Genomic DNA, 24,424 nt, shown 5'->3' with positions numbered 1-24,424 from the left:
TCTCAAGCGCCAAGCGCCCAGCGGTTCAACCTGGAGGAATAAACGGAAATGGCGACCACCAGACCAGTATCTCGCGCCCGCGGACGCCTCGTCGTCGGCGTGTCGCTGTTCGTGCGCGGCGCCGGCCAGTCGCTGTGGGAAAACGGCATTTTCCAGAACTGCCTGCTGCTGATCCTGCTGCTGCGCCAGTCGCCGCTCGTCGCGGATGCCGTGATGGTCAACGGCGGCGAACAGGTCGCCGATCCGCAGATGATGCTCGGCGAGTGGAACGTGCCGCTGCTGTCGATGGACGAAGCGCTCGAGCGCTGCGACGTGCTGATCGAGATGAGCGCGCAATTCGGCGCGGACTACCTGCGCGCGTTCCGCGAGCGCGGCGGCAAGGTCGTCACGATGCGCGTCGGCAACGACTACGTGATCGACATCGAGCGCGCGATGTTCGACAAGCCGTCGGGCTTCCTGTTCTCGGGCGCGCCGTACGACGCGGTGTGGACGATTCCCGAATTCGAGCGCTCGTGCCTGCACTACTACCAGACGGGCTTGCGCGCACCGGTCACGATCGTCCCGCACATCTGGCACCCGATGCTGTTCGACAAGGCGCGCGCGACGCTCGGCGCCGGTTTGTCGTTCGGCTATCAGCCCGGCAAGCCCCGGTGGCGCGTGACGATGTTCGAGCCGAACATCTGCATGGTGAAGACCAGCATCATCCCGATGCTCGTGACCGAGGAAGCGTATCGCGCGAAGCCGGCGTTCCTCGAATTCGTGCGCGTATGCAACACGCTGCACCTGAAGGAACATCCGACGTTCGTGCACTTCGCGAAGAGCCTCGACATCGTGAACCACGGGATCACGACGTTCGAAAGCCGCTACGCGGTGTACGAATTCATGGCCGCGTACGGCGACGCGGTGGTGTCGCACACGTGGGAGAACGCGCAGAACTACCTGTATTACGAGTTGCTGTACGGCGACTATCCGCTGATCCACAACTCGCCGTTCCTCGGCAAGGCCGGGTATTTCTATCCGGACTTCAATTGTCAGGAGGGGGGATGGGCACTCTTGCAGGCATTTTCAGAGCACGACGCGAACCTCGACGAGTACCGCGGAAAATCGAAATACGTGCTCGACTCGGTCAGCATCTACAACCCCGAGAACGTCGCGGCCTATACGGATGCAATCGCCGTTCTCTATCGCGACGCGTAATGCGCAGACCTTTCCGGACCCCGACAATGAACCCACGCCCGACCCTTACCCGCGCAAAATGGCTGAGTGGCTGCGCCGCCGCATCGATCGCGATCGGCGCACACGCGCAATCTTCCAGTGAATCGGCCGACACGCTGCTCCGCGATTCCGATGCGGTATTCAAGCAGCTCGATTCAGGCCTGTACGGCGCGGTATGGACCGACGCCGCACCCTTCCTCAAGGCGCGCATCAAGCAGGACCAGTTCACGGCGCAGATGCAGCAAGCACGCCAGTCGGTCGGCGCGGTCAGCCATCGTGGCTGGGCGCAGGTCGCGCGCATCCGCTACGAGCACGCAAGCGGGATGCCCGACGGGCTCTACGCGAACGTCGATTACGCGACGACGCTGGCGAGCGGCGCCACGATGTTCGAGAAGCTGAGCTTCCGCCTCGAACCCGACGGCCGCTGGCACTTGACTGGCTACGTACCGCGAATAGAGCAGAATTTTATCCAGTAGATCGTTGATCTTCGTGGACGGATAGATCGCTTCCCATCTGTCCCGGCGATCGAACTCGCGAAGCATCACCCGTCACGTCGACCAGAAGCCGGGAACAACTTGGGTCGCTTGCTGCATGACGCCGGCCGCCTGAGCGAGGCCGTCGCGTGTCTGAGACGTGCGTTGACGCTCGATCCTGGCCGTGTACCGACGATATTCAACCTGAACCCTGCTCCTGCTCGCGATGGGGCAGTACGAGGAGGGCTGCGGCTTTACGAGGCCGCTACCAACTCTCGTCGCATTGGGGCGCTGATGCATCGAATCACGTTACGCCGGACCTGCCTGCGCCGCGGCGGGGGCGAGACGCTCGACGGGAAGTCGCTCATCGTCTGGCCGGAACAGGGGCTCGGCGATGTCGTGCAGTTCGCGCGGTATCTGCCGATGCTGAAGCGGCGCGGGCTGGCGACGCTGACGGTTAGTGTGCCCAGCTGCGCTGACGCGCCTGTTGCATCGGTCGACAGGGTCGATCGTTGCGTAACGCTCGGCGATGTGGCTACATTGCCGGCGCACGATTATGCGTGTCGAATCATGAGCTTGCCGATGCTGTGCGAGACGACGGTCGACACGATCCCCGCGACGTTTCCGTATTTACACGTTCCGGCGCCGCTGGTCGAGCGGTAGCGCAGCAACGTGCCGGCCGCAGGCTTCAAGGTTGGGCTAGTGTGGGCTGGCGATCCGCGAGCCGGTCAAGCAAGTGCGCACGCGACGGACCGTGGGCGCTCGCGGTCGGCGACCGCGAGTGATCGTCGATACAACGGTAATGGAAAATACGTGGATATTTGCGACTAACCGAATGCTTTTTTGCCTGCCAGCTGGGATTGCCGATCGGCACGTTCGTCGCTTCAGCGATGGAGATTTCAGGGTACGTGCCGAGGCCTGCGTCGCTTGCCAGTCACACGGCGAGGCCCACTTGCAGCCCGATTTCGTTGGAGTGAGCAGCAGTCCAGTCACTTTGCCGTCGAAGACGGGTTTGTCGCTTGGTTTGAGCGCTTTGGCTTGTTTGTCGGTTAGCATCGGTTTTTGGCCCATCACGTAGCCCATCGGGGATGGCTGGACAGGCTGGATGGAGTCAGAGCAAATTGGATGGATTGAAGACGCAAGTTATTGATTTGTTGAAGAACAATAGGATTTCACTGGATGTCCCTGGACGATAATCTGGCAGACGTGACCGAATCCGTTTCCACGCCTCGCTCCCGTTCCCGTTCCGCCCGTTCGTCGGCCCGTTCGCGCCAGCGCTCGGCCGCTGCCGCAGGCAGCACGTCCGCCAGGGCGACGGCGCGATCCGGCAGCGCAGCGGCCGGCGACGCGCCGCGCGACGAACGGACGCTCGACCTGTTCGGCGATCCGGTGCTCGAGCCCGGCGAACGCATGCCGGTTGCGGTGCGCGATGAAGCGATCGTGGGAGCCGATGAGTCGGCCGGCGCCGACGACGGGCGACAGGCCACGCTGGACGGATTCAGCCCGCCGGCGGATGCGGCTGCCGCGGGGCTGGCGGAAGCTGAAGGGGCGGCGACGCTCGATGTGGCGACCGTGGTCGTTTCGACGCCTGAAGGCGGTTTGGCCGCGAACGTCAACGGTACATCTGCAGGGGATCGTGCAACGGAGGCAGCGGATTTGCCTGCCGGCGATCGCGTCGTCACGCAGGTCGACGTGCCGGTGATCGATGGCGCCGCGAAGGCGAAGACGAACACGACACTGCAAGCTGCCGATGGCGAGGCGGCGCAGGCGGCGGAATCGCAGGCGACAGACGGCGAAGTCGCGAAGCCTGCCGTCGAGGCGGCGGGCGTCAAATCCCGCGAAGGGAAATCCTCCGGTGATACCGCGAAGGAACGCCGTTCGTCTTCGGGCGGCAAGCGCCGGGCGGCTGCCGGCGCAAGCGAAGCGACGGCGACGCAGGCCGCACCGGTTCCGACGCGCATCGATTCGAAGCCGGAAGCGGCTGACTTGAACCCGCCGCCGGTCGTCGCTGCACGGGTCGAGCCGCAGACGCCGGCAGAGCCGTCCGAACCGGCGATCACCCCGCATTCCACGAAGCCCCGCGACACGACCCGGCATCCCGACGCTTCGCCGTCGCCGGTCACGCAGCCGGTGGGCTCCGCCGCATCGTTCGTGACCAAGCCCTCATCGGAGCGTACGCAACCGCCCACGCCGGCCTTCGATCCGGACACGCACCTGCGCCCGCTGACCGACCGGATCGCCGCGCTGCAGTCCGACGTGGACGGCCTGACGCGCGCGGCCGATCGCGAGATGCGCCGCGTGAACCGCCTGCTGCTCGCGCTGGCTGTCGTCGTGCTGGCGGGGCTCGTCGCGCTGGTACTGCAAACGCGCCAGATCGCGCACCTGAAGCAGGACGTCGCCACCAAGCAGCAGCGGATCGATCGCCTCGCGGCCGATCTGTCGACGCAGCAGGCCACGCTGATGACGCTCGAGGAGCACCACGAAGCGCTTCTGTCGCAAGTCGACCGGCTTCAGCGCAACGCGAACCGCGAGGCGGCCGTCGGGAAGCGGGCTCACCGCGCGCGCTGATCGTTTCGACCCCATCCTGGAAGCCCGACGCAGCAAGGATCGCCGTTCCGCGCCGGCGATCGGCTGTCGCGCGCCTGCGGCAAACCGGTGCAGCTCACTGGCAGAGTTAAGGGAAAACCCTTAGAATGGAGGTCATCCAAGGGAAAACCCTAGCTACGTCTATCAGGAGTCTCACATGAGCTTCATCTTCGCCCTGCTGCAAAAAATCGACGACCTGTTCGTCTCCCCGCACCTGCCGCTCGACGCCGAGTACTCGTACGCTGCGCGTCATGCGGAAGCCGAGCGCGTGCGCCGTGCGCACCTCGTGCCGATCGTCCTGTACCGTCGCTGATTCGCTGATTCGCTGATTCGCTGATTCGCTGATTCGCTGATTCGCTGATTCGCTGATTCGCTGATTCGCTGATTCGGCGCGGCGTTCGCCGCACCTGCCTGCCCGTTCTCCACCGCCGCATCGCGCGCCGGTGCGACTGTCACGCTACACTGGAAGTCCGCTTCCGTTCACGGCGACCGGGCCATGTTGCAGATGCGGCCGATGACGGCCGGCGAATTCCGCGCGTACCGCACGCGAGCCATCGACGGCTACGCGAGCGATCTCGTTTCCTCCGGACAAAATGCTGTCGAAGACGCGGCCGATCGTGCGCGCGCCTGTTTCGACACGCTGCTGCCGGACGGCCTGCTGACCGCCGGCCAGACCCTCGTCACGCTCATCGACGGCGCCAGCGGCGACACGGTGGGCGGCCTCTGGTACGCGATCGTCCCCGAAGGGCCGAACCGCACGCTGTTCATCTACGACCTCGACATCGTCCCGTCCCGGCGCCGCCAGGGCTGGGCCACGCGCGCGCTCGGCGCACTCGACGCCGAGGCGCGCCGCTACGGCGTCACCGAGATCGGGCTGTCGGTGTTCAATCACAACGCGGCGGCGCGCGCGCTGTATCGCGCGTGCGGCTTCGTGCCGATCACCACGACGTTGATCAAACCGGTCGTGTCGGACTGAATCCGCCGGCCGGCGATGCGTCGTCACATGCGGCCGGTTCGGCACGCCGCGTCGCCGGCCAACGTCGGCATGCGTCCCTATCCTCCCTGTTGGTCGAGCGTCGACCGCCGAACGGCCCATCCGGCCATCCGCCATTCACCGCTCACCGCTCACCGCTCACCGCTCACCGCTCACCGCTCACCGCTCACCGCTCACCGCGCGCGGCCTTTCCATCTCCGCAGCAGCAACGCGTTGGTCACGACGCTGACGCTGGAAAACGCCATCGCCGCGCCCGCGATCACCGGGTTCAGCAAGCCGAGCGCCGCGAGCGGCACGCCGACCAGGTTGTAGACGAACGCCCAGAACAGGTTCTGCTGGATCTTGCGGTACGTGCGTTTGGAGATGTCGATCGCGTCGGCGACGAGCGCCGGGTCGCCGCGCATCAGCGTGATGCCGGCCGTGTGCATCGCGACGTCGGTGCCGGTCGCCATCGCGATGCCGACGTCCGCCGCGGCGAGCGCGGGCGCATCGTTGATCCCGTCGCCGACCATCGCGACGATCCCGCCGTGCGTGCGCTTCAGCTCGGCGACGACGCGCGCCTTGTCGTCGGGCAGCACCTGCGCATGCACTTCGCCGATGCCGAGCGCCGCCGCGACGGCCGCCGCGCTGCCGCGGTTGTCGCCCGTCACGAGTGCGCTCGCGACGCCGCGCGCCGCCAGTGCCGCGATCGCGTCGCGGGCGCCCGGCTTCACGGTGTCGCCGAAGGCGATCAGCGCGAGCACCGCGCGCGGCGCGTCGGCACGCATCAGCCACGAGATCGTGTTGCCGGCGCGCTCGAGTTCCGCCGCGCGGGCGTCGAGCGCCGGCGGCACCGCGATGCCGAGTTCGTCGCGCCAGCGCGTGCTGCCGAGCGCGAGCCGCTGCCCGCCGACGTGCGCTTCCACGCCGCGCCCGGCCACCGCGCGCGCATCGGTCGCGACGGCCGGCTCCGCCGCGCCGACTTGTGCGGCCACGTCCGCTTCATGCGCGGCTACCACGGCCCGCGCGAGCGGATGGTCGCTCTGCCGCTGCACGGCCGCCGCGAGCGCGAGCGCCTCGCCGCGCGGCACGCCGACGGCGTCGAACGCGGTCACGGACGGTTTGCCTTCGGTCAGCGTACCGGTCTTGTCGAACGCGATCACGGTCGTGCGCTGCGCGAGTTCGAGCGCCTGCGCGTCCTTGATCAGCACGCCGTGCCGGGCCGCGACGCCCGTGCCGGCCATGATCGCGGCGGGCGTCGCGAGACCGAGCGCGCACGGGCATGCGATCACGAGCACCGCGACCGCGTTGAGGATCGCGGTTTCCATTCCCGCGCCGGCGATCAGCCAGCCGACCAGCGTCAGCACGGCGATGCCGAGGATCGCCGGCACGAACACCTCGCTGACGCGATCGACGAGGCGCTGGATCGGCGCCTTCTCGGCCTGCGCGGATTCGACGAGGCGGATGATGCGCGCGAGCGTCGTCTCCGCGCCGATCGCGGTGGTTTCGACGACGAGCGCGCCTTCGCCGTTGATCGAGCCGGCCGTGACCGCATCGCCGTCGTCTTTCGGCACGGGCAGGCTTTCGCCGGTGATCAGCGATTCGTCGATGTGCGAGCGGCCCGACACGATGCGGCCGTCGACGGGCACGCGCTCGCCGGGCCGGATGCTCACGTGCGTGCCGACGCGCACCTGCGACAGCGGCACGTCGCGTTCGACGCCATCCTCGACGACGCGCGCGCGGTCCGGCCGCAGCGCGTTCAGCGCGCGGATCGCCTCGGTGGTCTGGCGCTTCGCGCGCGATTCGAGCCACTTGCCGAAGCGCACGAGCGTGACGATGACGGCCGACGCCTCGAAATACAGATGGCCGGGATGCGCGGGATCGCGCAGCAGCATCCACAGGCTCAGCCCGTACGCGGCCGACGTGCCGAGCGCGACGAGCAGGTCCATGTTGCCGGTGCGCGCCTTCACCGCATGCCAGGCCGCGCGGTAGAAGCGCGCGCCGAAGCCGAACTGCACGATCGACGCGAGCACGAGCTGGAGCCAGCCGGGCAGCATCAGGTCGATGCCGAACGGCGCGGCGAGCATCGGCGCGACGAGCGGCGAGCTCAGCATGGCGGCCCCGATCACGAGGTTGCGTTCGCGGATCGCTTCGCGGCGCTTGCGGGCGTCCGGGTCCTGCGCGGGGCCGGACGGTTGCAAGTCGGCGCCGGCCGGTGCGCCGGCGGGCGACGCGGCCGGAAGCGATGCATGGTAGCCGGCTGTGGTGACCGCCGCGATCAGCGTGGCGGCGTCGAGTGCGCCGGCGCCGTGCACCGACGCACGTTCGGTCGCGAGATTGACCGTCGCGCGCGTGACGCCCGGCACGGCGGCCAGCGCTTTTTCGACGCGGCCGGCGCAGGACGCGCAGGTCATGCCGCCGATGTCGAGTTCGACGACGGTGGAAGCAGGCGTGGCAGCGGAAGTGGCGGGCGGAGCCGCGACGGCTGCCGGTGTCGCGCCGTAGCCGGCTTGCTTCACCGCGTCGACGAGCTGTGCGGCGGATACGGCGTTCGACGCGTCGACGGTCGCGCGTTCGGTCGCGAGGTTGACCGACGCGCGCGTGACGCCCGGCACCTTCGCGAGCGCCTTCTCCACGCGCGACACGCATGACGCGCAGGTCATCCCGTCGATGTCGAGTTCGATGCTTGTGGGCGCGGTGGGCAATGCAGTGGCGGCGGCCGGGACGACGGTGTCCGACGCAGTTGGCGTCGCACCATAACCGGCCTGTCTCACGGCGTCCGCCAACTGGGTGGCCGAAACACCGGCCGACGCATCGACCGTCGCGCGTTCGGTCGCCAGGTTGACTGACGCTCGCGTAACGCCCGGCACCTTCGCCAGCGCTTTTTCGACGCGCGACACGCAAGACGCGCAGGTCATCCCGTCGATGTCGAGTTCGATCGTCGCAGCAGCGGGAGGAAGCCCGGAAGCCGCGGACGGCGTTTCGTCGCGCGACGCGTGCGCCGAATGCGTGGCCGCGCCGGCTTCGATGGCCGCTTCGCGCACCGCCGCGCGATAGCCAGCCTCCCGGACGGCGCCGACGAGCTGGCCCGCCGCGACGGTGTCCTGCGCCGTGACCGTCGCCGCATGCGTGTCGAGATCGACCGCCGCATCGACGACGCCCGGCACGGCGGCCAGCGCGCGCTGCACGCGGCCCGTGCAGCCGCCGCAATGCATGCCGTCGACGCTCAGTTCGATCGTTTGCAGCGCCGCGGAGGCAAGTGGTTCAGTCATGTCGGATTTCCCAAAAGCGCGGTTCGTACCGCGAATGGTTCCAGTATCAACATTCCCATGATGGTAAGGTCAAGCGTCGGCGACGATGCGACGCATGCCGATGCACACAGGGTGTCACAACGCGGAAAAAGCGAGCGCCCGGCTTCCGGACGGACAGCCGGGCGATCGTGGCCGGGGCGGGTGGGTGCGTGCTCAGGCGCAGAGCTTGGCGCTGGCGAGGCGATTGAGACTGACGCCCTGCTCGGCGGCCTGGATGACCAGCGCGCGGTGCGCCTGCGGCGGGATGCGGACCTTGAATTCACCGCTGTAGGTTCGGTCGGCGATCGGCTCGGGCACCGTCTCGCCATTCGCCGTCATCTCGTGCACGACGTCGGCGACGAGCCGCCGAATACCGACCAGCGCGCCCTCGGGCGTTGCATCGAGCCACGAAAGAGACGGGAACTCCGCGCAGAGGCCGACGTGCTCCCCGTCCTCCGGGGACCACGTTACGCGGTACGTAAAGTGGTCTTGGTTCATGATTTCTGTTCCTTCAGTCGATCGATCGCGTCGAGAACCTGCCGCACCGGATAGGCCTTTGCCTTCCCGCGATCATTCTGGATATTCACTCGAGGATCGCCTTGCCACGGTGTCTTGAAAATAGCATGGCTGGAACCGGATTGACGGGCCGCTCCGAAGTGGGCCTCGCAGATCTTGAACAGATCGTTGAAGCGCACATTCGCGGGCTCGCGCCTCATTTGGTCGAGGATCTTCCATTCGCTTGCCATAGCCTATGGTGTCAATAGTGACACCATTTGTCAATCCTCGCCGACGATCTTCGCCTGCCAACCGTTCCAGATTTTTGCTGAATCCCATGAAATATTTCAGAATCGTTGACGGTTCGGCTAGCGTTTTACCCGTTATTCGGCATATTGGGGGATGCCCTTAGGCGCTATGATACCGGCCTGACATCAGCGCCCACCGTTACGAAGCGTCACGAACGGTCATCCGGGCACGCTGGGGTGCCTTGCTTCGCCGTTCGCGAGACGAACAAGGCGTTGACTGAAAAGAACGATATTCGGCCAGTAATCGATGATTGAAAACCAGCGAGAATCAGTTTCTCTGCGACGCGCGTGCGCGTCGCTGGCCATTGCGGCGTTGCTTGCAGGATGCGCGTCGCAACCGGATGCGATCCAGCGCAAGACCGGCTGGATGCGCGCGGAAGTCGCCGACTCCTATATCTATGCGTATCCGCTCGTGCTGATGGACGTCGCGAAGGAAGCGGCGACGGGCGGCGACGGCGCGCAACCGGGGCAGGCGCCGCTCAACACGCTGCGCCACGCGCAGGCGCTGCCGCCTGTCGGCGCGGTCAATCCGCCGCTGCCGGGCGTCGACACGCTCGACTCGACCGGCTGGCTCGACGTCGCCGCCGAACCCGTGATCGTCACGCTGCCCGACACGCGCGGCCGCTATTGGGACGCACGCGCACTCGACATGTGGACGAACGTGCTGTGGTCGTCGTCGAGCGTCGCGGCACGCGGTACGCGTGGCGCCGGGCGATCGCAAACGATTGCCTTCGCCGCGAAGGCATGGCAGGGCACGCTGCCGAAGGGCGTGGTGCGCGTCGACGTGCCGTCCGCCAATGCGTGGCTCGAAGTGCGGCTGCAGACGAGCGGCGGGCGCGACCTGACGAACGTGAAGAAACTGCAGCGCGCGATCCGCGTGGTGCCGCTGTCGGTCTACACTGGTGCCGAGCGCGGCGCGTCGGTCGCGGTCCACGCGGGCAGCGCGCCGTCCGAAGCGGTGGGCGGCGGCACGCCGGCCGAGCAGGTGGCCGCGCTTGATCCGAAGGCGTTCTTCACGCGCTTCGCGCGGGCGCTGCAGGACAATCCGCCGCCGGCCGACGATGCGCACGCGCAGGAATCGCTCGGCGACATCGGCGTGACGGCCGGCTATCCGGTGCTGTGGACGGGCGACCGTCTCACGGCCGCGACGGCCGGCGTGGCCGAGGCGCGCGCGCGGCTCGCGACGCCGCCGTCGAACCTGCTGAACGCGAACGGCTGGACCTGGATCGGCGATACGGCCGGCAAGTACGGCCAGGACTACGCGCTGCGCGCGTACGCCGCCTTCACGCAGTTCGGCACCGCGACGCGCGACGACGAGACGCTCGCGGTCACCCGCGTCGATAGCGACGGTCATGCGCTGAACGGCGCGAACCGCTACGTGCTGCATTTCGCGCCGGGCGCGCTGCCGCCGGTACGCGCATTCTGGACGCTCACGCCGTACACGACCAACGGTGCGCTGCCCGACGTCGGATCGGCGCGGCGCTCGCTCGGCGATCGCGACCGGCTGCGCCGCAACCGCGACGGCTCGATCGACATCGTCGTATCGGCGTCGCCGGGCGGCACGCATGCGGCCAACTGGCTGCCGGCGCCGCGTACCGATTTCGCGCTCGCGTTGCGGCTGTACGCGCCGAAGCCGCAGGCGAGCGACGGGTCGTGGATGCCGCCCGTCGTCGTCCGGAAATGAACGGTTGGCCGCCGCCGTTGTCCGACCGGCGGGCGCGGCGGCGCCCGACCGCCGTACCGTCACCTCCTGAGCCTATACTTTCGGGATAGCGTGCGCGGCCGCCCGGTTGGTCCGGTGCGGCCCGGCATCCATTCCCGAGGCATTCAAGCATGGCAAGCGCAGACAAAGAAACCCTACCCTCGACCCTCCATGCCCTCGGTGGCGTTGCACGCTCGCACCGGACCCGGCGTATCGGCATCGGCCTGCTGATCTTCGTCGTTTTGTTTGGACTGCTCGGCTTCTTCGCGGCGCCGCCGCTGATCCGCCATGTCGCCGAACAGCAGTTGAGCAAGCAGCTCGACCGGCCGGCCACGATCCAGCGCATCGCGCTGAACCCGTACACGCTCAACCTCGAAGCCGACGGCATCCATCTCGGCGAGCGCGGCGGCCAGGGCGACTTCATCGACATCGGCAAGCTCGTCGTGAGGCCGTCGTGGTCGTCGCTGTTTCGCGGCGCGCCGATCGTCAACGAGATCCGGCTCGACTCGCCGCGTTTTCACGTCGTCCGCTACGACGCGCAGCGCTTCAACTTCACCGACCTGATCGAGAAGTTCTCGTCGCCGTCGCCGACACCCGATAGCAAGCCGACGCAATTCTCGGTGTCGAACATCCAGGTCAACGACGGCCGGATCGATTTCGACGATCGCCTGCTGAACGAAAAGCACGTGGTCGACAACTGGACGCTCGGCATTCCGTACATCGCGACGCTGGCCTCGAAGACGGACATCTTCGTCGAGCCGAAGCTGCGCGCGCGCTTCGACGGCAGCCCGATCTCGATCGACGGCAGGACCAAGCCGTTCGCGCAGTCGCGCGAATCGGAGATCGTGCTGAAGTTCGACCGCCTCGACGTGCCGAAGCTGATCTCGTACGTGCCGGCGAAGCTGCCGGTGGCCGTGACGAGCGGGCTGCTGAGCAGCAACCTCACGGTCAATTTCGTGATGAGCGGCGAAACGCCCGCGCTGCGCGTGTCGGGCACCGTCGACCTGAACGACGCGAAGGTGACCGACCGCGCGTCCGCGCCGCTGTTCGCCGCGCGCGGCGTGCACGTCGCGGCGGCCGGGCTGGAACCGCTGCGCAACGCGATGCACTTCGACGAGATCCGGCTCGACCAGCCGGTGGTCGACCTGTCGCGCGACAAGCAGGGCGTGCTGAACGTCGAGAAGCTCGTCGCGCAACCGGCCGCCGCGCCGAAGGTCGAAGCCGGCAAGCCGGCCGCGTCGGCCGTCGCCGTTTCCGGAGCGTCCGCGGCGTCCGGCGCGACCGTCGCCGCGGCCAGCGGCGCCAGCGGTGCGAAGGCCGAAGGCGCCGCCGCGAAGGAAACGCCGCCGCTCGACCTGACGATCCGTCACGTCGCGATCGACGGCGGCACGATCAACGTCGACGACCGCGTGCCGGCGACGCCGACCGCGCTGTCGCTGACGAAGCTCGCCGCGACGCTCGACGGCTTCACGCTGCAGGGCAAGACGCCGGCGAAATACACGCTGTCGACGTCGCTGTCGCGCGGCGGCGACGTGAACGCCGAAGGCACGTTCAATCTCGCGGTGAAGCAGGCCGACACGAAGCTGACGGTCGCCGCGCTCGCGCTGCCGGCGCTGCAGCCGTACCTCGGCGAGGCGACGCGCGCGCGCGTGCTCGACGGCACGCTCGGCGCGACCGTCAACGCGAAAACCGACTGGGGCAAGACGCCGCTCGCCGCGGAAGTCGCGGACAGCACGGTGAGCCTGAAATCGCTGAAGATCGCCGCGCCGGACAACAAGGCGCCCGCGATCGTGCTGCCCGACGCGAACGCGAAGATCGCGAAGGTCGACGTCGCCGCGCGCACCGCGGAAATCGCGAGCGTCGACGCGACTGGCCTCGCGCTCGACGTGAAGCGCCTGAAGGACGGCAAGATCGATCTCGCGGCGCTGGGCGAGCCCGCGCAGGCGGCCGTGCCGCCGCGTACGGTCGCGCGCAAGGCGCAGGCCGCCGCGCCGTCGTGGCACTACCGGATCGACGCGCTGAACGTGAAGGACGCGTCCGCGAACTTCACCGACCTGTCGACGCCGCGCCCGGTGAAGCTGGCGATCAAGCCGCTCGACCTGTCGGTGCAGAAGGTGAGCGACGACCTGACGAAGCCGCTGCCCGTGCAACTGAAGGCGACGCTGAACCGCAAGGGCTCGCTGAACGTGACGGGCGACGTGACCGCGCAGCCGCTGAAGCTCGGCCTGAAGATCAACGGCAACCGCCTCGACGCGGCCGCGTTCGAGCCGTACTTTGGCAGCGCGCTGAACGCGACGATCGCGAGCGCGCTGCTCAACGCGCAAGGCAACCTGACGTTCGCGCAGGCGAAGGACACGCCGCGCGCGACCTACCGCGGCGACGTCGCGCTGGTCGACGTGCGGATGCTCGACAAGGCGACGTCCGACCCGTTCGCCGGCTGGCGCTCGCTCGCGCTGTCGAACCTGAAGGCGAACTATGACGAGAAGGGCACCGACGTCGACGCCGCGCGCGTGACGTTCTCGAACTTCTACGGTCGCGTGCTGCTCGACGCGCAGGGCCGGCTGAACCTGAAGGACGTGGTCGCGAAGGAGACGGGTCCCGCGCAGTCGCTCACGCGCGACGCGAGCAAGGGCGAGCCGGTGCCGCTGTCGCCGGGCGTGACGCCGCCGGCCGCCGCGCAGGCCGCCTCGGCCGCAGCCGCGCAGCAGGCGTCCGTGCCGGCCGCCGCGTCGGCGACGGTGGTCGTGAAGGCCGCGCCGCAGCCGCAGAACCCGGTGCGGATGCACTTCGGCGAACTGGTGCTGCAGAACGGCCGCGTCACGTACACGGACAACTTCATCAAGCCGAACTACACGGCGAACCTCGTCGCGATCAAGGGCACGGTCGGTGCGTTCGGCACGGATTCGACGACGTCCGCGCCGGTCGACGTCGCCGCGAACCTCGCGGGCAACGGGCCGATCTCGATCAAGGGCACGGTGAACCCGCTGATCGAGAAGCCGGCGCTCGACCTCACGGCCACCGCGCACGACATCGAGTTGACCAACCTGACGCCGTATTCGGCGAAGTACGCGGGCTATCCGATCACGAAGGGCAAGCTCAACGTCGACCTGCACTACCAGCTCGCGAACGACCAACTTTCGGCGAACAACCACATCTTCATCGACCAGCTCACGTTCGGCGATCACGTCGAGAACGACACCGCGACGAAGCTGCCGGTGAAGCTCGCGATCTCGCTGCTGAAGAACACGCGCGGCCAGATCGACGTGAACCTGCCGGTGTCGGGTTCGCTGTCGAATCCGGAATTCAGCGTCGGCGGGCTGATCTGGCACGCGGTGCTGAACCTGATCGCGAAGGCGGTCACGTCGCCGTTCACGCTGCTTGCGAATGCGTTCGGCGGCGGTGGCGGCGAGGATCTCGGCTACGTCGAGTTCGCGCCGGGCTCGTATGCGCTGACCGACGCGCAGCAGAAGAAGCTCGACACCGTCGTGAAGATGCTGACCGAGAAGCCGTCGATCCGCCTCGACCTGATCGGCCGCGTCGATCCGGCGCAGGACACGCCGGGGCTGCGCGACGCGTACGTCGAGCGGCTGGTGCGCCAGCAGAAGCTGAAGGACGTGATCGGGCAGGGCGAGAGCGTCGATCCGATGTCGGTGAAGGTCGACAAGGCCGAATACTCGAAGTACCTGACGCGCGCGTACAAGGCCGCCGACTTCAAGAAGCCGCGCAACCTCGTCGGCCTGCAGAAGACGCTGCCCGATGCGGACATGAAGCAGGCGCTCGCCGATCACGCGCCGGCCGACGACAACGCGCTGCGGGCGCTCGCGCAGCAGCGCGCGCAGGCCGTGCGCCAGTATCTCGACGGCAAGATCGACTCGAGCCGCATGTTCGTCGTCGCGCCGAAGCTCGACGCGAAGGGCATCTCGGACAAGGGCGCGACGACCCGCGTCGACTTCGGGCTGCAGTAAGCGTTACCACCATCCGTGATCCGCCGCCGCGCCCGCACCCGCCGGGCGCGGCGGTTTTTTTCAGCGGCTGGCGACGGCCGGCTCGCGCTTGTCCAGCTCCTTCCTCGCGGCCAGCGGCAGACGCGCGTCGTCCCACTGCGTCAGCCATTCGACTTCCTTCGTGGTGAACACCGGTCCGTGGTTGCGCAACGCGTACTGCAGCGCGTCGACGACGTGATGGCGAATGATTTCGGGGGTACGTGCATCGTCCAGCACGAACCGGAGGGCTTCCAGGGTCGACATACTCGTGCTCCGGGTCAGGGAAAACCCTTTATGCCACGCCAATAGTCGCGGGCCAACCCGAAAAAAAATCCCGGCGCACGCGACGGCCGCGCATGGCGACCGCTTCGTGTCATTTGCGATTGGTTACGTTTGACAGAGAACAGAAAGCCCCGCTTCATCCGACCGCCGCACGATCCGGCGATATTTTGCGCGCCTGATGGCAAGTCACGTAGTTCAACATCAATCGGTGAGGTGGGGTGATGATTTCCAGGTTCATCAAGCAACGGAAAACGGCGGTGATGGTGGCGGCTGCGCTGGCGCTCGTCGGCGCGGGCGTGCATGCGGCGCAACCGGACGGCAACGGCCGCGCGAGCCGCGTCGTGAAGCACGTGCTGCTGCTCAGCATCGACGGGCTGCACGAACAGGATCTCGCGCGCTGCATCGGCGCGAATACGTGCCCGAACATCGCGGTGCTCGCGAAGAGCGGCGTGACCTACGCGAATGCGTACACGCCGGGGCTGTCGGATTCATTCCCGGGCCTCGCCGCGCTGGTGACGGGCGGCTCGCCGAAGACGGCCGGCCTGTTCTACGACGTGTCGTACGACCGCAACCTGTACGCGCCGAGCGATACGACGTGCTCGGGCAAGCAGGGCTGGAACGTCGTGTTCGACGAGACGACCGGCATCGACGCGCAGAACGGCGGTGCGCTCGTGCACCTCGACGGCGGCGGCGCGTTCAATCCGCAGGCAATCCCGCATGCGAAGGTCAACGGCCAGTGCGTGCCGGTCTATCCGCACAACTACGTGAAGACCAACACGGTGTTCGAGGCCGTGAAGGCCGGCGTGCCGAATGCGCGCACCGCGTGGGCCGACAAGCACGCGTGGGGCTACGACTGGCTGAACGGCCCGTCGGGCACCGGCGTCGACGACCTGATGCGCACCGAGATCAATTCGATCGACCCGGCGACGAACACCGCCTACACCGACGTGTATTCGCACACCGCGCGCTTCGACAACCTGCACGCGCAGGCGCTGATCAACCAGATCGGCGGCCGCGATTCGACCGGCACGAAGACCGCGCCGGTGCCGACGCTGTTCGGCGCGAACTTCCAGACGCTGAGCGTCGCGCAGAAGGCGCCGGTCGCAAAGGGCGGCGGCTATCTCGACGCCGACTTCACGCCGAACGGGCAGGTCGCGAATGCGATCACGTATGTCGACGACGCGATCGGCCACGTCGTCGCGGCGCTGAAGCAGGCGAACCTGTATACGTCGACGGCCGTGATCGTCACGTCGAAGCACGGCCAGTCGCCGAGCGATCATACGAAGCTCGTGAAGAACGGCGACACGCTGACGAAGCTGCTCGAAGCGAACGACTTCATCGACCCGAACGGCAACTTCGGCCAGAACAACACGACGACGGGCAACCTGAACGACGGATCGGGCCTGGTCGGCACGGGCTTCGTGCAGACGGACGACGTCGGGCTGATCTGGCTGCGCGACCGCGGCCAGCGCACGGCCGTCGTGCAGGCGCTGAAGGCGAATTTCGGCTGCAACGCGCCGGGGATCTGCGCGGACGGCCCGCAGGCGTACGTGCTGTACGGCGCGGCGCTGGCCGACCGCTTCGGCGATCCGGCCAACGGTCGCGCGCCGGACATCGTCGTCCAGCCGAATCCGGGCGTGATCTACACGTCGAGCACGAAGAAGGACGAGGAGCACGGCGGCAACGCGCCGGACGACAGCCACCTCGGCCTGCTCGTGTCGTATCCGGGCATTCGTCGTGCGCGCACGGTGAACGATCTCGTCGGCACGAAGCAGGTCGCGCCGACGATCCTCGCGCTGCTCGGCGCCGATCCGCGCCTGCTGCAGGCGGTCGTGGCCGAGAACACGCGCGTGCTGCCGGGGCTCGGTATCGGGCGTTGACGTTGCAGGCCGGATGCCGCCGGGGGCGGTGTCCGTCGGGCTAGGGGCGCGCGCAGCCATGCGACGGTGCGCGTCGCCTTACGCGCGCCCGGCCTCGTCCAGCATCCATTCCCTGAAGCGCCGCAACGCATCGCTCGTGTCGAGGCGCTCCGGCGCGTAGCACAGGTAGTGTCCCTGCGCGGCCACGTCGACCGGCGCGTCGAACGGCTCGACCAGCGTGCCCGCCGCGAGATTGTCGAGAATCAGGAAGCGCGGCACGAGTGCGATCCCGAGTCCGGCCTGTGCGGCCTGGATCAACACCGAATACTGCTCGAAGCGCGGCCCCGCCAGCGCGTTCATTTGCGCCGCGCGATGACGTTCCGCCCATGTGGACCACGCGATCTCCGCCTGCTCGTGCACGAGGCGCGGCGCCGCCGCCGCGTCGGCGGGCACACGCAGCGCATGCCGGTCGGCGAATTCGCGCGAGCAGACGGGCACGAAGGTCCGCCCGCCGAGATAGTCGCTTCGCACGCCCTCCCATCCACCGTCGCCGTAGCGGATCGCCGCGTCGAGCCCGAACGGAAACACGTCGCCGGGCGCGAGATGACGGCGAAAACTCAACGTGACGCCCGGCGCGGCGGCGAGAAAGCGCGTGAGGCGCGGCAACAGCCACTTCGTCGTAAACGTCGGCACGCTGGCGATCGTCAGCAGGTCGCTGTTCTCGCGGGCACTCAGCAGTTCGATCGACGCGTTGCCGATTTCGCGCAGCGGCCCGACGACGCGCGCGTGATAGACCTGACCGGCACGGGTAAGCGCGAGGCCGCGCCCCTCGCGCACGAACAGCTTCACGCCGAACAGCGCCTCGAGGTTCGCGATCTGCCGGCTGACCGCGCTTGGCGTCAGGCCCAGTTCGCGCGCCGCGTACGAGAAATTCAGGTACTTCGCGGACGTGGCGAAGGCATGCAGCTCAGCCACGTTCGGATACAGATGCTTCATCGCGAGCTGTTCCGTCCTTGCACAGGTCGATGCGGGCTTTTTACGTTTTTTTCATGACGATGCCATGTCGAAACCGCACACTGCGCCGGCTTCGACAACGCCTGCGGGCCCGGCCGGCGGGCGTTGCGCGAGGTTTTTCCCGATCGTCAGCGAGTGTCTTCATGTCTGAGTCAACCGCCCCGGCCATCGCCGACGGTATTCCGATTCGTCGTAACAAACCGGCCCGGCCGCCCGTCGGGCGCCTGCTGCTGCAGGCGCTGCTCGCGGTGTTCGGCCTCTACCTGCTGTTGCCGATCGCACTGCTGCTGATCGGCGCGGTGGGCGAATCGTGGACGAACACGTTGCTGCCCACCGGCGTCACCGGGCACTGGTTCGCCGACCTGGCCGCGAACCGGAGCTTCACGCGCGCGTTCGGCGTGAGCTTCATGGTGGCGCTCGCGTGCTGCGCGCTCAACGCGGTGATCGGCCTGCCGCTCGCGTATGCGCTCCACCATCGTGCGCAGGCCGGCGGCGGGTTCGCGACGCGCGTCGTGATGCTGATGCCGGTCGCCGTGCCGGCGCTGACGCTCGGCTTCGGCTACATCGCGATCTTCAGCGGCGACACGTTGCCGTGGCTCGGCACGTTGCCGCTGATGATCGCCGCCCACGCGGTGCTGACGCTGCCGTATCTGCTGCAGACGCTGCTCGGCGACCTGCGCCACCTCGGCCTCGCGCGGCTCGAGGCCTGCGCGGCGACGCTCGGTGCGACGCCGCTGCACCAGTTCGTCACGATCGTGCTGCCGAACCTGCGGCACAGCCTGTTCTCCGGCCTCGTGATGGTGGCCGCGCTGTCGATCGGCGAATTCCAGATTTCGAACCTGATCGCCGGCTTCCGCTACCGGAACTATCCGATCGTGCTGCTGCAGGCGTTCTACGGCGCGACGGGGATGGCGTGCGCGGCCACCGTCGTGCTGCTCGTGCTTGCCGTGCTCGCGACGCTGGTCTCCGTCGGTACCGTGCAACGTCTGAAGTGAGTCATCCATGAGCCTCGAATTCGAACACGTCAGCTTTCAGTATCCGGGCGCCCGTCATGGCGTCGACGACATCACGCTGTCGGCCGCGCAGGGCGAACTGCTCGCGGTGATGGGGCGCAGCGGGTCCGGCAAATCCACGCTGCTGCGGCTCGCGGCCGGGCTGCTCGACGGCTGGCGCGGCCGCATCGCGATCGGCGGCGACGACGTGGCCGGCGTGCCCGTGTGGCGGCGCGAAGTGGGGATGGTGTTCCAGCACTACGCGCTGTTTCCGAACCTGTCGGTCGTCGACAACGTCGCGTACGGGCTGCGGATGCGAGGCGTCGCGGCCGACGTGCGGCGCCGGCGCGCGCTGGACATGCTCGAGCGGGTCGGGTTGTCCGCGCATGCGACGCGCGGCATCGCGATGCTGTCCGGCGGACAGCAGCAACGCGTCGCGCTCGCGCGGGCGCTCGTGATCGAACCGAAGCTGCTGCTGCTCGACGAGCCGCTGGCGGCGCTCGATGCCGGCATCCGTCATCAGTTGCGCGATGAGATCCGCGCACTGCAGCGCGCCTGCGGCGCGACGACGCTGTTCGTCACGCACGACCAGGACGAAGCGTTGAGCATGGCCGACCGCGTCGCGATCGTCGACGGCGGCCGCGTGCTGCAGGCCGGCACGCCGCGCGACCTGTACGAGCGCCCGGCGACCGCGCAGGTCGCGCGCTTCGTCGGGCATTCGACGCTGCTGCGCGGCCGTGTGCTCGCGCACGGCACCGTCGACGTGCGTTTCGCGACGCTGCGCGCGGAAACGGGCGAGCACCGGCCGGGCGCGGAGATCGAGGTGCTGGTGCGACCCGAACACGTGCAGGCCGATCCGCCGGGGCACAGCGCGAACCGCATCGACGGCCGTCGCGGGGACGTGCGCTATTTCGGCGCGACGCAGCGCTACGACTTCATTCCGGACGGCTCGGCCGACGTGCTGCTGTGCGAAGGGCGCGAGCCCGCCTCGCGCAGCATCGCGATCGACCCTCGCCATCTGCTCGTGCTGCCGGCGTCGCCGGCCGCGCAATGACCTCTTTCGTTCAACGGAGATTCACGATGCTTGCAGGCTCCCTTTTTGTGAAGGCCATGCGCGCCCGCGTGCTGGCGCTGTGCGCGCTCGCGGCGCTTTCCTGCGCGGCGGCGCAGGCCGCGCCGCTGTATCCGGGCGAGGACGCGCTGTACGCGAAGGCGGCCGACGAAGGGCTCGTCGTGTCGTTCGACACGGGCCCCGAATGGGCGAACTGGAAGGCGCTGTTCGCCGAATTCCGCAAGCGCTACCCGAAGGTCGAGATCACGTACAACGACATCGGCTCGGCCGCGACCGTCGTCGCGCTCGACAAGTCGCGCCGCCGTCCGCAGGCCGATACCGCGTACTACTTCGCGGCGTCGGCGCTCGATGCCGCCGGCAAGGACGTCGTCGCGCCGTTCCGGCCGGTCAACTTCGACAAGCTGCCGGGCGTGTTCCGCGCGCCCGACGCCCGCTGGTTCGCCGTGCATTCGCTGAACATCGCGTTCCTCGTCAACCGGAAGCTCGTCAAGAACGTACCGCAGCGCTGGTCCGACCTGCTGAAGCCCGAGTACCGCAACGCGGTGGTCTATCTCGACCCGCGCTCGACCGGGCAGGGCCAGGTCGCGGTGTTCGCGGCCGCGTATGCGAACGGCGGCAGCGTCGAGAACCCGAAGCCGGGCGCCGACTTCTTCGGCAAGCTGAAGCAGGCCGGCAACGTGCTGCGCGTGGAGGGCACGACGCCGTACGCGAAGTTCGTGAAGGGCGAGATTCCGATCCTGATCGGCTACGAGAACGACGGCCTCAAGGCGAAGTACGCGGACGGCATGGGCGACGCGGCCGACGTCGTGATTCCGCAGGACGGCAGCGTGTCGGCGCCGTATGCGATGAGTCTCGTGAAGAACGGCCCGAATCCGTCCGCCGCGCAGCTCTGGCTCAACCTCGTGATGAGCGACGTCGGCCAGGCGCTGTTCGCGCAAGGCTATGTGCGTCCGGCGGTGCCGGGCACGCCGGTCGCGGCGGACGTGGCGGCGAAGCTGCCGAACGCGCCGCAGGTGCGCCCGCTCGATGTCGCGAAGGCGGCGGCGCGCAAGGCCGAGGTCGACCAGTTCTGGTCGCAGGCCACGCTCGGCCAGTAAGGGGCGCGGGATGCAGGCTTCCTTACCCGAGCGCGGCGTGCTGCGCCGTTTCGGCGCGCTGCCCGCGGCCGCATTGCTCGCGGTGTGCTTCGTGCTGCCGCTGGCCGCGCTCGTCGATGCGGCATGCGCGGGCGGCGGCCGCGCGTTCGCGGCGGTGTGGCGCGATCCGCTCGTCGCCGATGCGATCGCGCGCTCGCTGGCGCTGGCGGTGGGCGCCGGCACGCTGTCGGTCGCCGTCGGCGTGCCGGTCGCGTTCGCGCTCGCCGGACAGTCGCCGGCCCGTCGCCACTGGTCGCTCGCGCTGCTCGGCGTGCCGCTGGCGTTTTCCGGGCTGGTGATCGCGTACGGGTTCATCCTCGCATTCGGCCGCGCGGGCTTCGTGACCACGCTGCTGGCCGCGCTGGGCGCCGATCCGACCGTGGTCGGCGGCGCGATCTACACGATGCCGGGGCTCGCGGTCGCCTATGCGTACTACCTGATCCCGCGCGTCGCGCTGATGATCTACCCGACGCTCGCGAATCTCGACCGGCGGCCGCTCGAGGCGGCGCTGACGCTCGGCGCGCGGCCGTGGCGCGCATGGCTCGACGTCGCGTGGCGCGAGCTGTGGCCGTCGGTCGCGTCCGCGTGGTGCCTCGTGACTGCGATCGCGCTCGGCACGTACGGCACGGCGCTCGCGCTGGCCGGCACGCAGATCAACATCCTGCCGCTGCTGATGTATTTGAAGCTGTCGGACGGGCAAACCGATTTCTCGCAGGCGGCCGTGCTGTCGATCGTGCTGACGGCCATCTGTACCTGCGTTCTTGCACTGGGGGAAGGCCTTGTTCGGCAACGGCGTCATTGAAAGCGTGTGGTCCGAACCGGCGCGCGACGCGCTCGCGCGACTCGCGCAACGGCAACGCGGCACGCACCGGCACCGGATGCCGGTCGGCGTGATCGGCCCGCGCGACGCGACGGATGAACAGATGCGCGTCGCGGAACGGATCGCGCACGCGGTGGCGGCGACGGGCGTCGCGCTCGTCGGCGGCGGCAAGCAGGGCGTGATGGAGGCCGCCGCGCGCGGTGCGCACGCGGCCGGCGGCTGCGCGATCGGGCTGTTGCCGGAAGACGATGCCGCGCTGGCGAATCCGTACCTGAGCGTCGCGCTGCCGACCGGGCTCGGCATCACGCGCAATGCGCTGGTTGCACGTGCGTCGGTGTGCCTGATCGCGGTCGGCGGCGGGCTCGGCACGCTGTCCGAAATCGCGCTCGGGTTGCAGTGGGGCAAGCCGGTGTTCACGATTTGCGGTGCGCCGCAGGTCGCGGGCGTCGAGTGCTTCGACGAAGCAGATCGGCTCGTCGCGCGCGTCGCGCAGTGGCTGGCCGATTCGGCGTAGCGAGGGGGATCGGCACGGGGTTTCGCGCGACGAGCGTCGTGGCCGGGCTTGAAACGGGGCGCGCAACCCGCCATATTGGCCGGGTGTCACCCGTTCAACGACGTACCGAGAGGATCGTTCATGCGCCTTTTGCTTGCTCTGCTGCTCCCGTGGTTCCAGTTCTTCACGATCGGCCGCCCGATCGCCGGGATCATCTGCCTGCTCCTGCAACTCACGATCATCGGCTGGCTGCCGGCCGCGATCTGGTCGGTGTATGCGCTGAGCCAGTACAAGACCGATCGCAAGATCGAAGCGGCGTTGCGCGGGCGGGGGTAGACGCGCAGTGCGCGGTGGGGTGATTCAGCCGCGTGGTTCGTATTTCGGTAGAAATCTATATATTTCGTTCACATCGGCGATGTGATTTGTATGGATTTCTGCCTAAATGGCGGATTCATGCGTTGTTCGGCTTGATGCATCCGGCTGAAGCCGCAGCCATCCACGACAAAACGGCCGCCCGGTCCATCGTTCGACCCGGGCGGCCGCTCCGCCTACTTCACCGCAAACAGCGTCAGGTTCATGAAGATCTTGAACGCATAGCCGAGCGTGACGGCGCCGATCACGCCGCCCGCCCACAGAACGACGAACCACATCCAGCCGCGCATCCGCGGCCGCGGCGCGCCGGGCTGGCCGGCGGTGGAATCAGTGGTGGTAGTAATGCTGGTCTTCATGGCGCACCTTGCCTCGGAATACCCAATAGCCCATCGTCGTGTAGGCGATGATGATCGGGAGGATAACCGCTGCGCCGACCAGCGTGAAGGTCTGGCTCGAACGCGGCGCCGCCGCTTCCCAGATCGTCATCGTCTGCGGAATCGCATACGGGAACAGCGTGACGAGCAGGCCGACGTAGCCGAGCAGCACCAGCGCCAGCGCGAGCACGAACGGCGTCATGTCGTGCCGGTCGCGCACCGCGCGCCGCATCCACGCCGCGCACGCGGCCACCAGGAACGGCACCGGCAGCAGGCGCCAGAACAACCCCGAATCGAACCAGCGCTGCGCGATGGCCGGATCCTGCAGCGGCGTCCACAGGCTGATCACCGCGATGAAGCCGAGCAGCACGACGGTCAGCGGCCACACGACGCGATGCAGGCGGCGCTGCAGGTCGCCTTCGGTCTTCGCGACGAGCCAGCAGCAGCCGAGCAGCGCGTAGGTCGCGATCAGGCCGAGGCCCGTCAGCAGGCTGAACGGCGTGAGCCAGTCGAACGCGCCGCCGGCGTACACGCCGTCCTTCACGTCGATGCCCTGCAGGAACGCGCCGAGCGCGATCCCCTGGAACAGCGTCGCGCCGGCCGAGCCGCCGATGAACGCGAGATCCCACAGCTGCTTCGTGCGCCGCGCCTTCGCGCGGATCTCGAACGACACGCCGCGGAAGATCAGGCACACCAGCATGAAGATCAGCGGCAGGTACAGCGCCGACAGCACGGTCGAATAGACGACCGGGAACACCGCGAACAGCCCGGCGCCGCCGAGCACGAGCCACGTCTCGTTGCCGTCCCACACGGGCGCGACCGTGTTCATCATCAGGTCGCGTTCCTGCTCGTCCGGGAAGAACGGGAAGACGATGCCGATGCCGAGGTCGAAGCCGTCGAGCACGACGTACATGAAAAGCCCCAATGCGATGATCGCGGCCCAGATTACGGTGACGTCCATAGGTTTTCTCGTTTGCGAATGGGG

At 68.1% G+C, this 24,424-nt stretch carries 22 protein-coding genes; 15 read left to right on the top strand and 7 right to left on the bottom strand.

Features of this window, described 5'->3' with window-relative positions:
- Positions 1 to 48: 48 nt before the first annotated feature.
- The 6 genes from HWX76_RS20910 (at position 49) to HWX76_RS20885 (ending at position 5,250) form a co-directional block, all read left to right on the top strand.
- On the top strand, positions 49 to 1,197 hold the full coding sequence (locus tag HWX76_RS20910) for a DUF2827 domain-containing protein (protein WP_060733344.1): 1,149 nt from the start codon (positions 49 to 51) through the stop codon (positions 1,195 to 1,197).
- Between the two features lie 26 nt (positions 1,198 to 1,223).
- Positions 1,224 to 1,691 (top strand): DUF4019 domain-containing protein, encoded by a 468-nt coding sequence (locus HWX76_RS20905; RefSeq protein ID WP_050012205.1) that lies wholly within the window; start codon positions 1,224 to 1,226, stop codon positions 1,689 to 1,691.
- Positions 1,692 to 1,853: 162 nt separating this feature from the next.
- A complete protein-coding gene (locus tag HWX76_RS20900) occupies positions 1,854 to 2,351 on the top strand; it encodes a hypothetical protein (RefSeq protein WP_124631333.1) in 498 nt (165 codons plus the stop codon).
- A gap of 543 nt (positions 2,352 to 2,894) precedes the next feature.
- Complete coding sequence (locus HWX76_RS20895; RefSeq protein WP_176016323.1) at positions 2,895 to 4,256, top strand: flagellar hook-length control protein FliK; 1,362 nt, start codon at positions 2,895 to 2,897, stop codon at positions 4,254 to 4,256.
- 175 nt (positions 4,257 to 4,431) lie between these two features.
- Complete coding sequence (locus HWX76_RS20890; RefSeq protein ID WP_162838117.1) at positions 4,432 to 4,587, top strand: hypothetical protein; 156 nt, start codon at positions 4,432 to 4,434, stop codon at positions 4,585 to 4,587.
- 183 nt (positions 4,588 to 4,770) lie between these two features.
- Complete coding sequence (locus tag HWX76_RS20885) at positions 4,771 to 5,250, top strand: GNAT family N-acetyltransferase (RefSeq protein ID WP_050012203.1); 480 nt, start codon at positions 4,771 to 4,773, stop codon at positions 5,248 to 5,250.
- Between the two features lie 191 nt (positions 5,251 to 5,441).
- Here HWX76_RS20885 and HWX76_RS20880 read toward each other — a convergent pair whose 3' ends face one another.
- The 3 genes from HWX76_RS20880 to HWX76_RS20870 all read right to left on the bottom strand — a co-directional run bounded on the left by HWX76_RS20880 (position 5,442) and on the right by HWX76_RS20870 (position 9,283).
- On the bottom strand, positions 5,442 to 8,519 hold the full coding sequence (locus tag HWX76_RS20880) for a heavy metal translocating P-type ATPase (protein WP_176016293.1): 3,078 nt from the start codon (positions 8,517 to 8,519) through the stop codon (positions 5,442 to 5,444).
- 192 nt (positions 8,520 to 8,711) lie between these two features.
- Entirely contained in the window at positions 8,712 to 9,035 is a 324-nt protein-coding gene (locus tag HWX76_RS20875; RefSeq protein ID WP_050012202.1) for a toxin-antitoxin system HicB family antitoxin, read from the bottom strand.
- Entirely contained in the window at positions 9,032 to 9,283 is a 252-nt protein-coding gene (locus tag HWX76_RS20870) for a toxin HicA (protein ID WP_050012201.1), read from the bottom strand. The genes HWX76_RS20875 and HWX76_RS20870 overlap by 4 nt, the downstream gene beginning before the upstream one ends.
- Positions 9,284 to 9,587: 304 nt before the next feature.
- Between HWX76_RS20870 and HWX76_RS20865 the strand changes: the two genes are divergently transcribed.
- Both HWX76_RS20865 and HWX76_RS20860 read left to right on the top strand, forming a co-directional pair.
- Complete coding sequence (locus HWX76_RS20865; protein ID WP_124679824.1) at positions 9,588 to 11,024, top strand: DUF1254 domain-containing protein; 1,437 nt, start codon at positions 9,588 to 9,590, stop codon at positions 11,022 to 11,024.
- Between the two features lie 149 nt (positions 11,025 to 11,173).
- Positions 11,174 to 15,007 carry a DUF748 domain-containing protein gene (locus HWX76_RS20860; RefSeq protein ID WP_050012199.1) on the top strand — a complete coding sequence of 1,278 codons (3,834 nt, stop codon included), beginning with the start codon at positions 11,174 to 11,176 and terminating at the stop codon, positions 15,005 to 15,007.
- 60 nt (positions 15,008 to 15,067) lie between these two features.
- Here HWX76_RS20860 and HWX76_RS20855 read toward each other — a convergent pair whose 3' ends face one another.
- Positions 15,068 to 15,289: a hypothetical protein gene (locus HWX76_RS20855; RefSeq protein WP_050012198.1), complete on the bottom strand. Its 222-nt coding sequence runs from the start codon at positions 15,287 to 15,289 to the stop codon at positions 15,068 to 15,070.
- Positions 15,290 to 15,528: 239 nt separating this feature from the next.
- Between HWX76_RS20855 and HWX76_RS20850 the strand changes: the two genes are divergently transcribed.
- Positions 15,529 to 17,187 (top strand): alkaline phosphatase family protein, encoded by a 1,659-nt coding sequence (locus HWX76_RS20850; RefSeq protein WP_176016292.1) that lies wholly within the window; start codon positions 15,529 to 15,531, stop codon positions 17,185 to 17,187.
- A gap of 78 nt (positions 17,188 to 17,265) precedes the next feature.
- On the opposite strand, the gene HWX76_RS20845 is transcribed toward HWX76_RS20850, so the two are convergent.
- Positions 17,266 to 18,162, bottom strand: a complete 897-nt coding sequence (locus HWX76_RS20845; RefSeq protein WP_050012197.1) for a LysR substrate-binding domain-containing protein — start codon at positions 18,160 to 18,162, stop codon at positions 17,266 to 17,268.
- Positions 18,163 to 18,323: 161 nt separating this feature from the next.
- Here HWX76_RS20845 and HWX76_RS20840 point away from each other — a divergent pair, with 161 nt between their 5' ends.
- The 6 genes from HWX76_RS20840 to HWX76_RS20815 all read left to right on the top strand — a co-directional run bounded on the left by HWX76_RS20840 (position 18,324) and on the right by HWX76_RS20815 (position 23,029).
- A complete protein-coding gene (locus HWX76_RS20840) occupies positions 18,324 to 19,175 on the top strand; it encodes an ABC transporter permease subunit (RefSeq protein WP_050012196.1) in 852 nt (283 codons plus the stop codon).
- A 7-nt stretch (positions 19,176 to 19,182) separates the two neighbouring features.
- Complete coding sequence (locus HWX76_RS20835) at positions 19,183 to 20,226, top strand: ABC transporter ATP-binding protein (RefSeq protein ID WP_176016291.1); 1,044 nt, start codon at positions 19,183 to 19,185, stop codon at positions 20,224 to 20,226.
- A 26-nt stretch (positions 20,227 to 20,252) separates the two neighbouring features.
- The gene (locus tag HWX76_RS20830) at positions 20,253 to 21,341 is read left to right on the top strand and encodes an extracellular solute-binding protein (RefSeq protein WP_050012194.1); all 1,089 of its coding nucleotides are present in this window, start codon (positions 20,253 to 20,255) and stop codon (positions 21,339 to 21,341) included.
- Positions 21,342 to 21,351: 10 nt separating this feature from the next.
- Complete coding sequence (locus HWX76_RS20825; RefSeq protein ID WP_050012193.1) at positions 21,352 to 22,182, top strand: ABC transporter permease subunit; 831 nt, start codon at positions 21,352 to 21,354, stop codon at positions 22,180 to 22,182.
- 76 nt (positions 22,183 to 22,258) lie between these two features.
- Positions 22,259 to 22,714 (top strand): TIGR00725 family protein, encoded by a 456-nt coding sequence (locus HWX76_RS20820; protein WP_089490019.1) that lies wholly within the window; start codon positions 22,259 to 22,261, stop codon positions 22,712 to 22,714.
- Between the two features lie 120 nt (positions 22,715 to 22,834).
- The gene (locus HWX76_RS20815) at positions 22,835 to 23,029 is read left to right on the top strand and encodes a YqaE/Pmp3 family membrane protein (protein WP_034206306.1); all 195 of its coding nucleotides are present in this window, start codon (positions 22,835 to 22,837) and stop codon (positions 23,027 to 23,029) included.
- A 212-nt stretch (positions 23,030 to 23,241) separates the two neighbouring features.
- Here HWX76_RS20815 and HWX76_RS20810 read toward each other — a convergent pair whose 3' ends face one another.
- Positions 23,242 to 23,421 (bottom strand): hypothetical protein, encoded by a 180-nt coding sequence (locus HWX76_RS20810; RefSeq protein WP_050012191.1) that lies wholly within the window; start codon positions 23,419 to 23,421, stop codon positions 23,242 to 23,244.
- Positions 23,393 to 24,400 carry a cytochrome d ubiquinol oxidase subunit II gene (gene cydB / locus HWX76_RS20805; protein ID WP_050012190.1) on the bottom strand — a complete coding sequence of 336 codons (1,008 nt, stop codon included), beginning with the start codon at positions 24,398 to 24,400 and terminating at the stop codon, positions 23,393 to 23,395. Before cydB ends, HWX76_RS20810 begins: the two co-directional genes overlap by 29 nt.
- Positions 24,401 to 24,424 lie beyond the last annotated feature (24 nt).

This window comes from Burkholderia sp. BCC0398 (assembly GCF_902833245.1).
GTDB lineage: Bacteria > Pseudomonadota > Gammaproteobacteria > Burkholderiales > Burkholderiaceae > Burkholderia > Burkholderia sola.
This window is presented reverse-complemented; position numbering and strand designations above follow the sequence as displayed.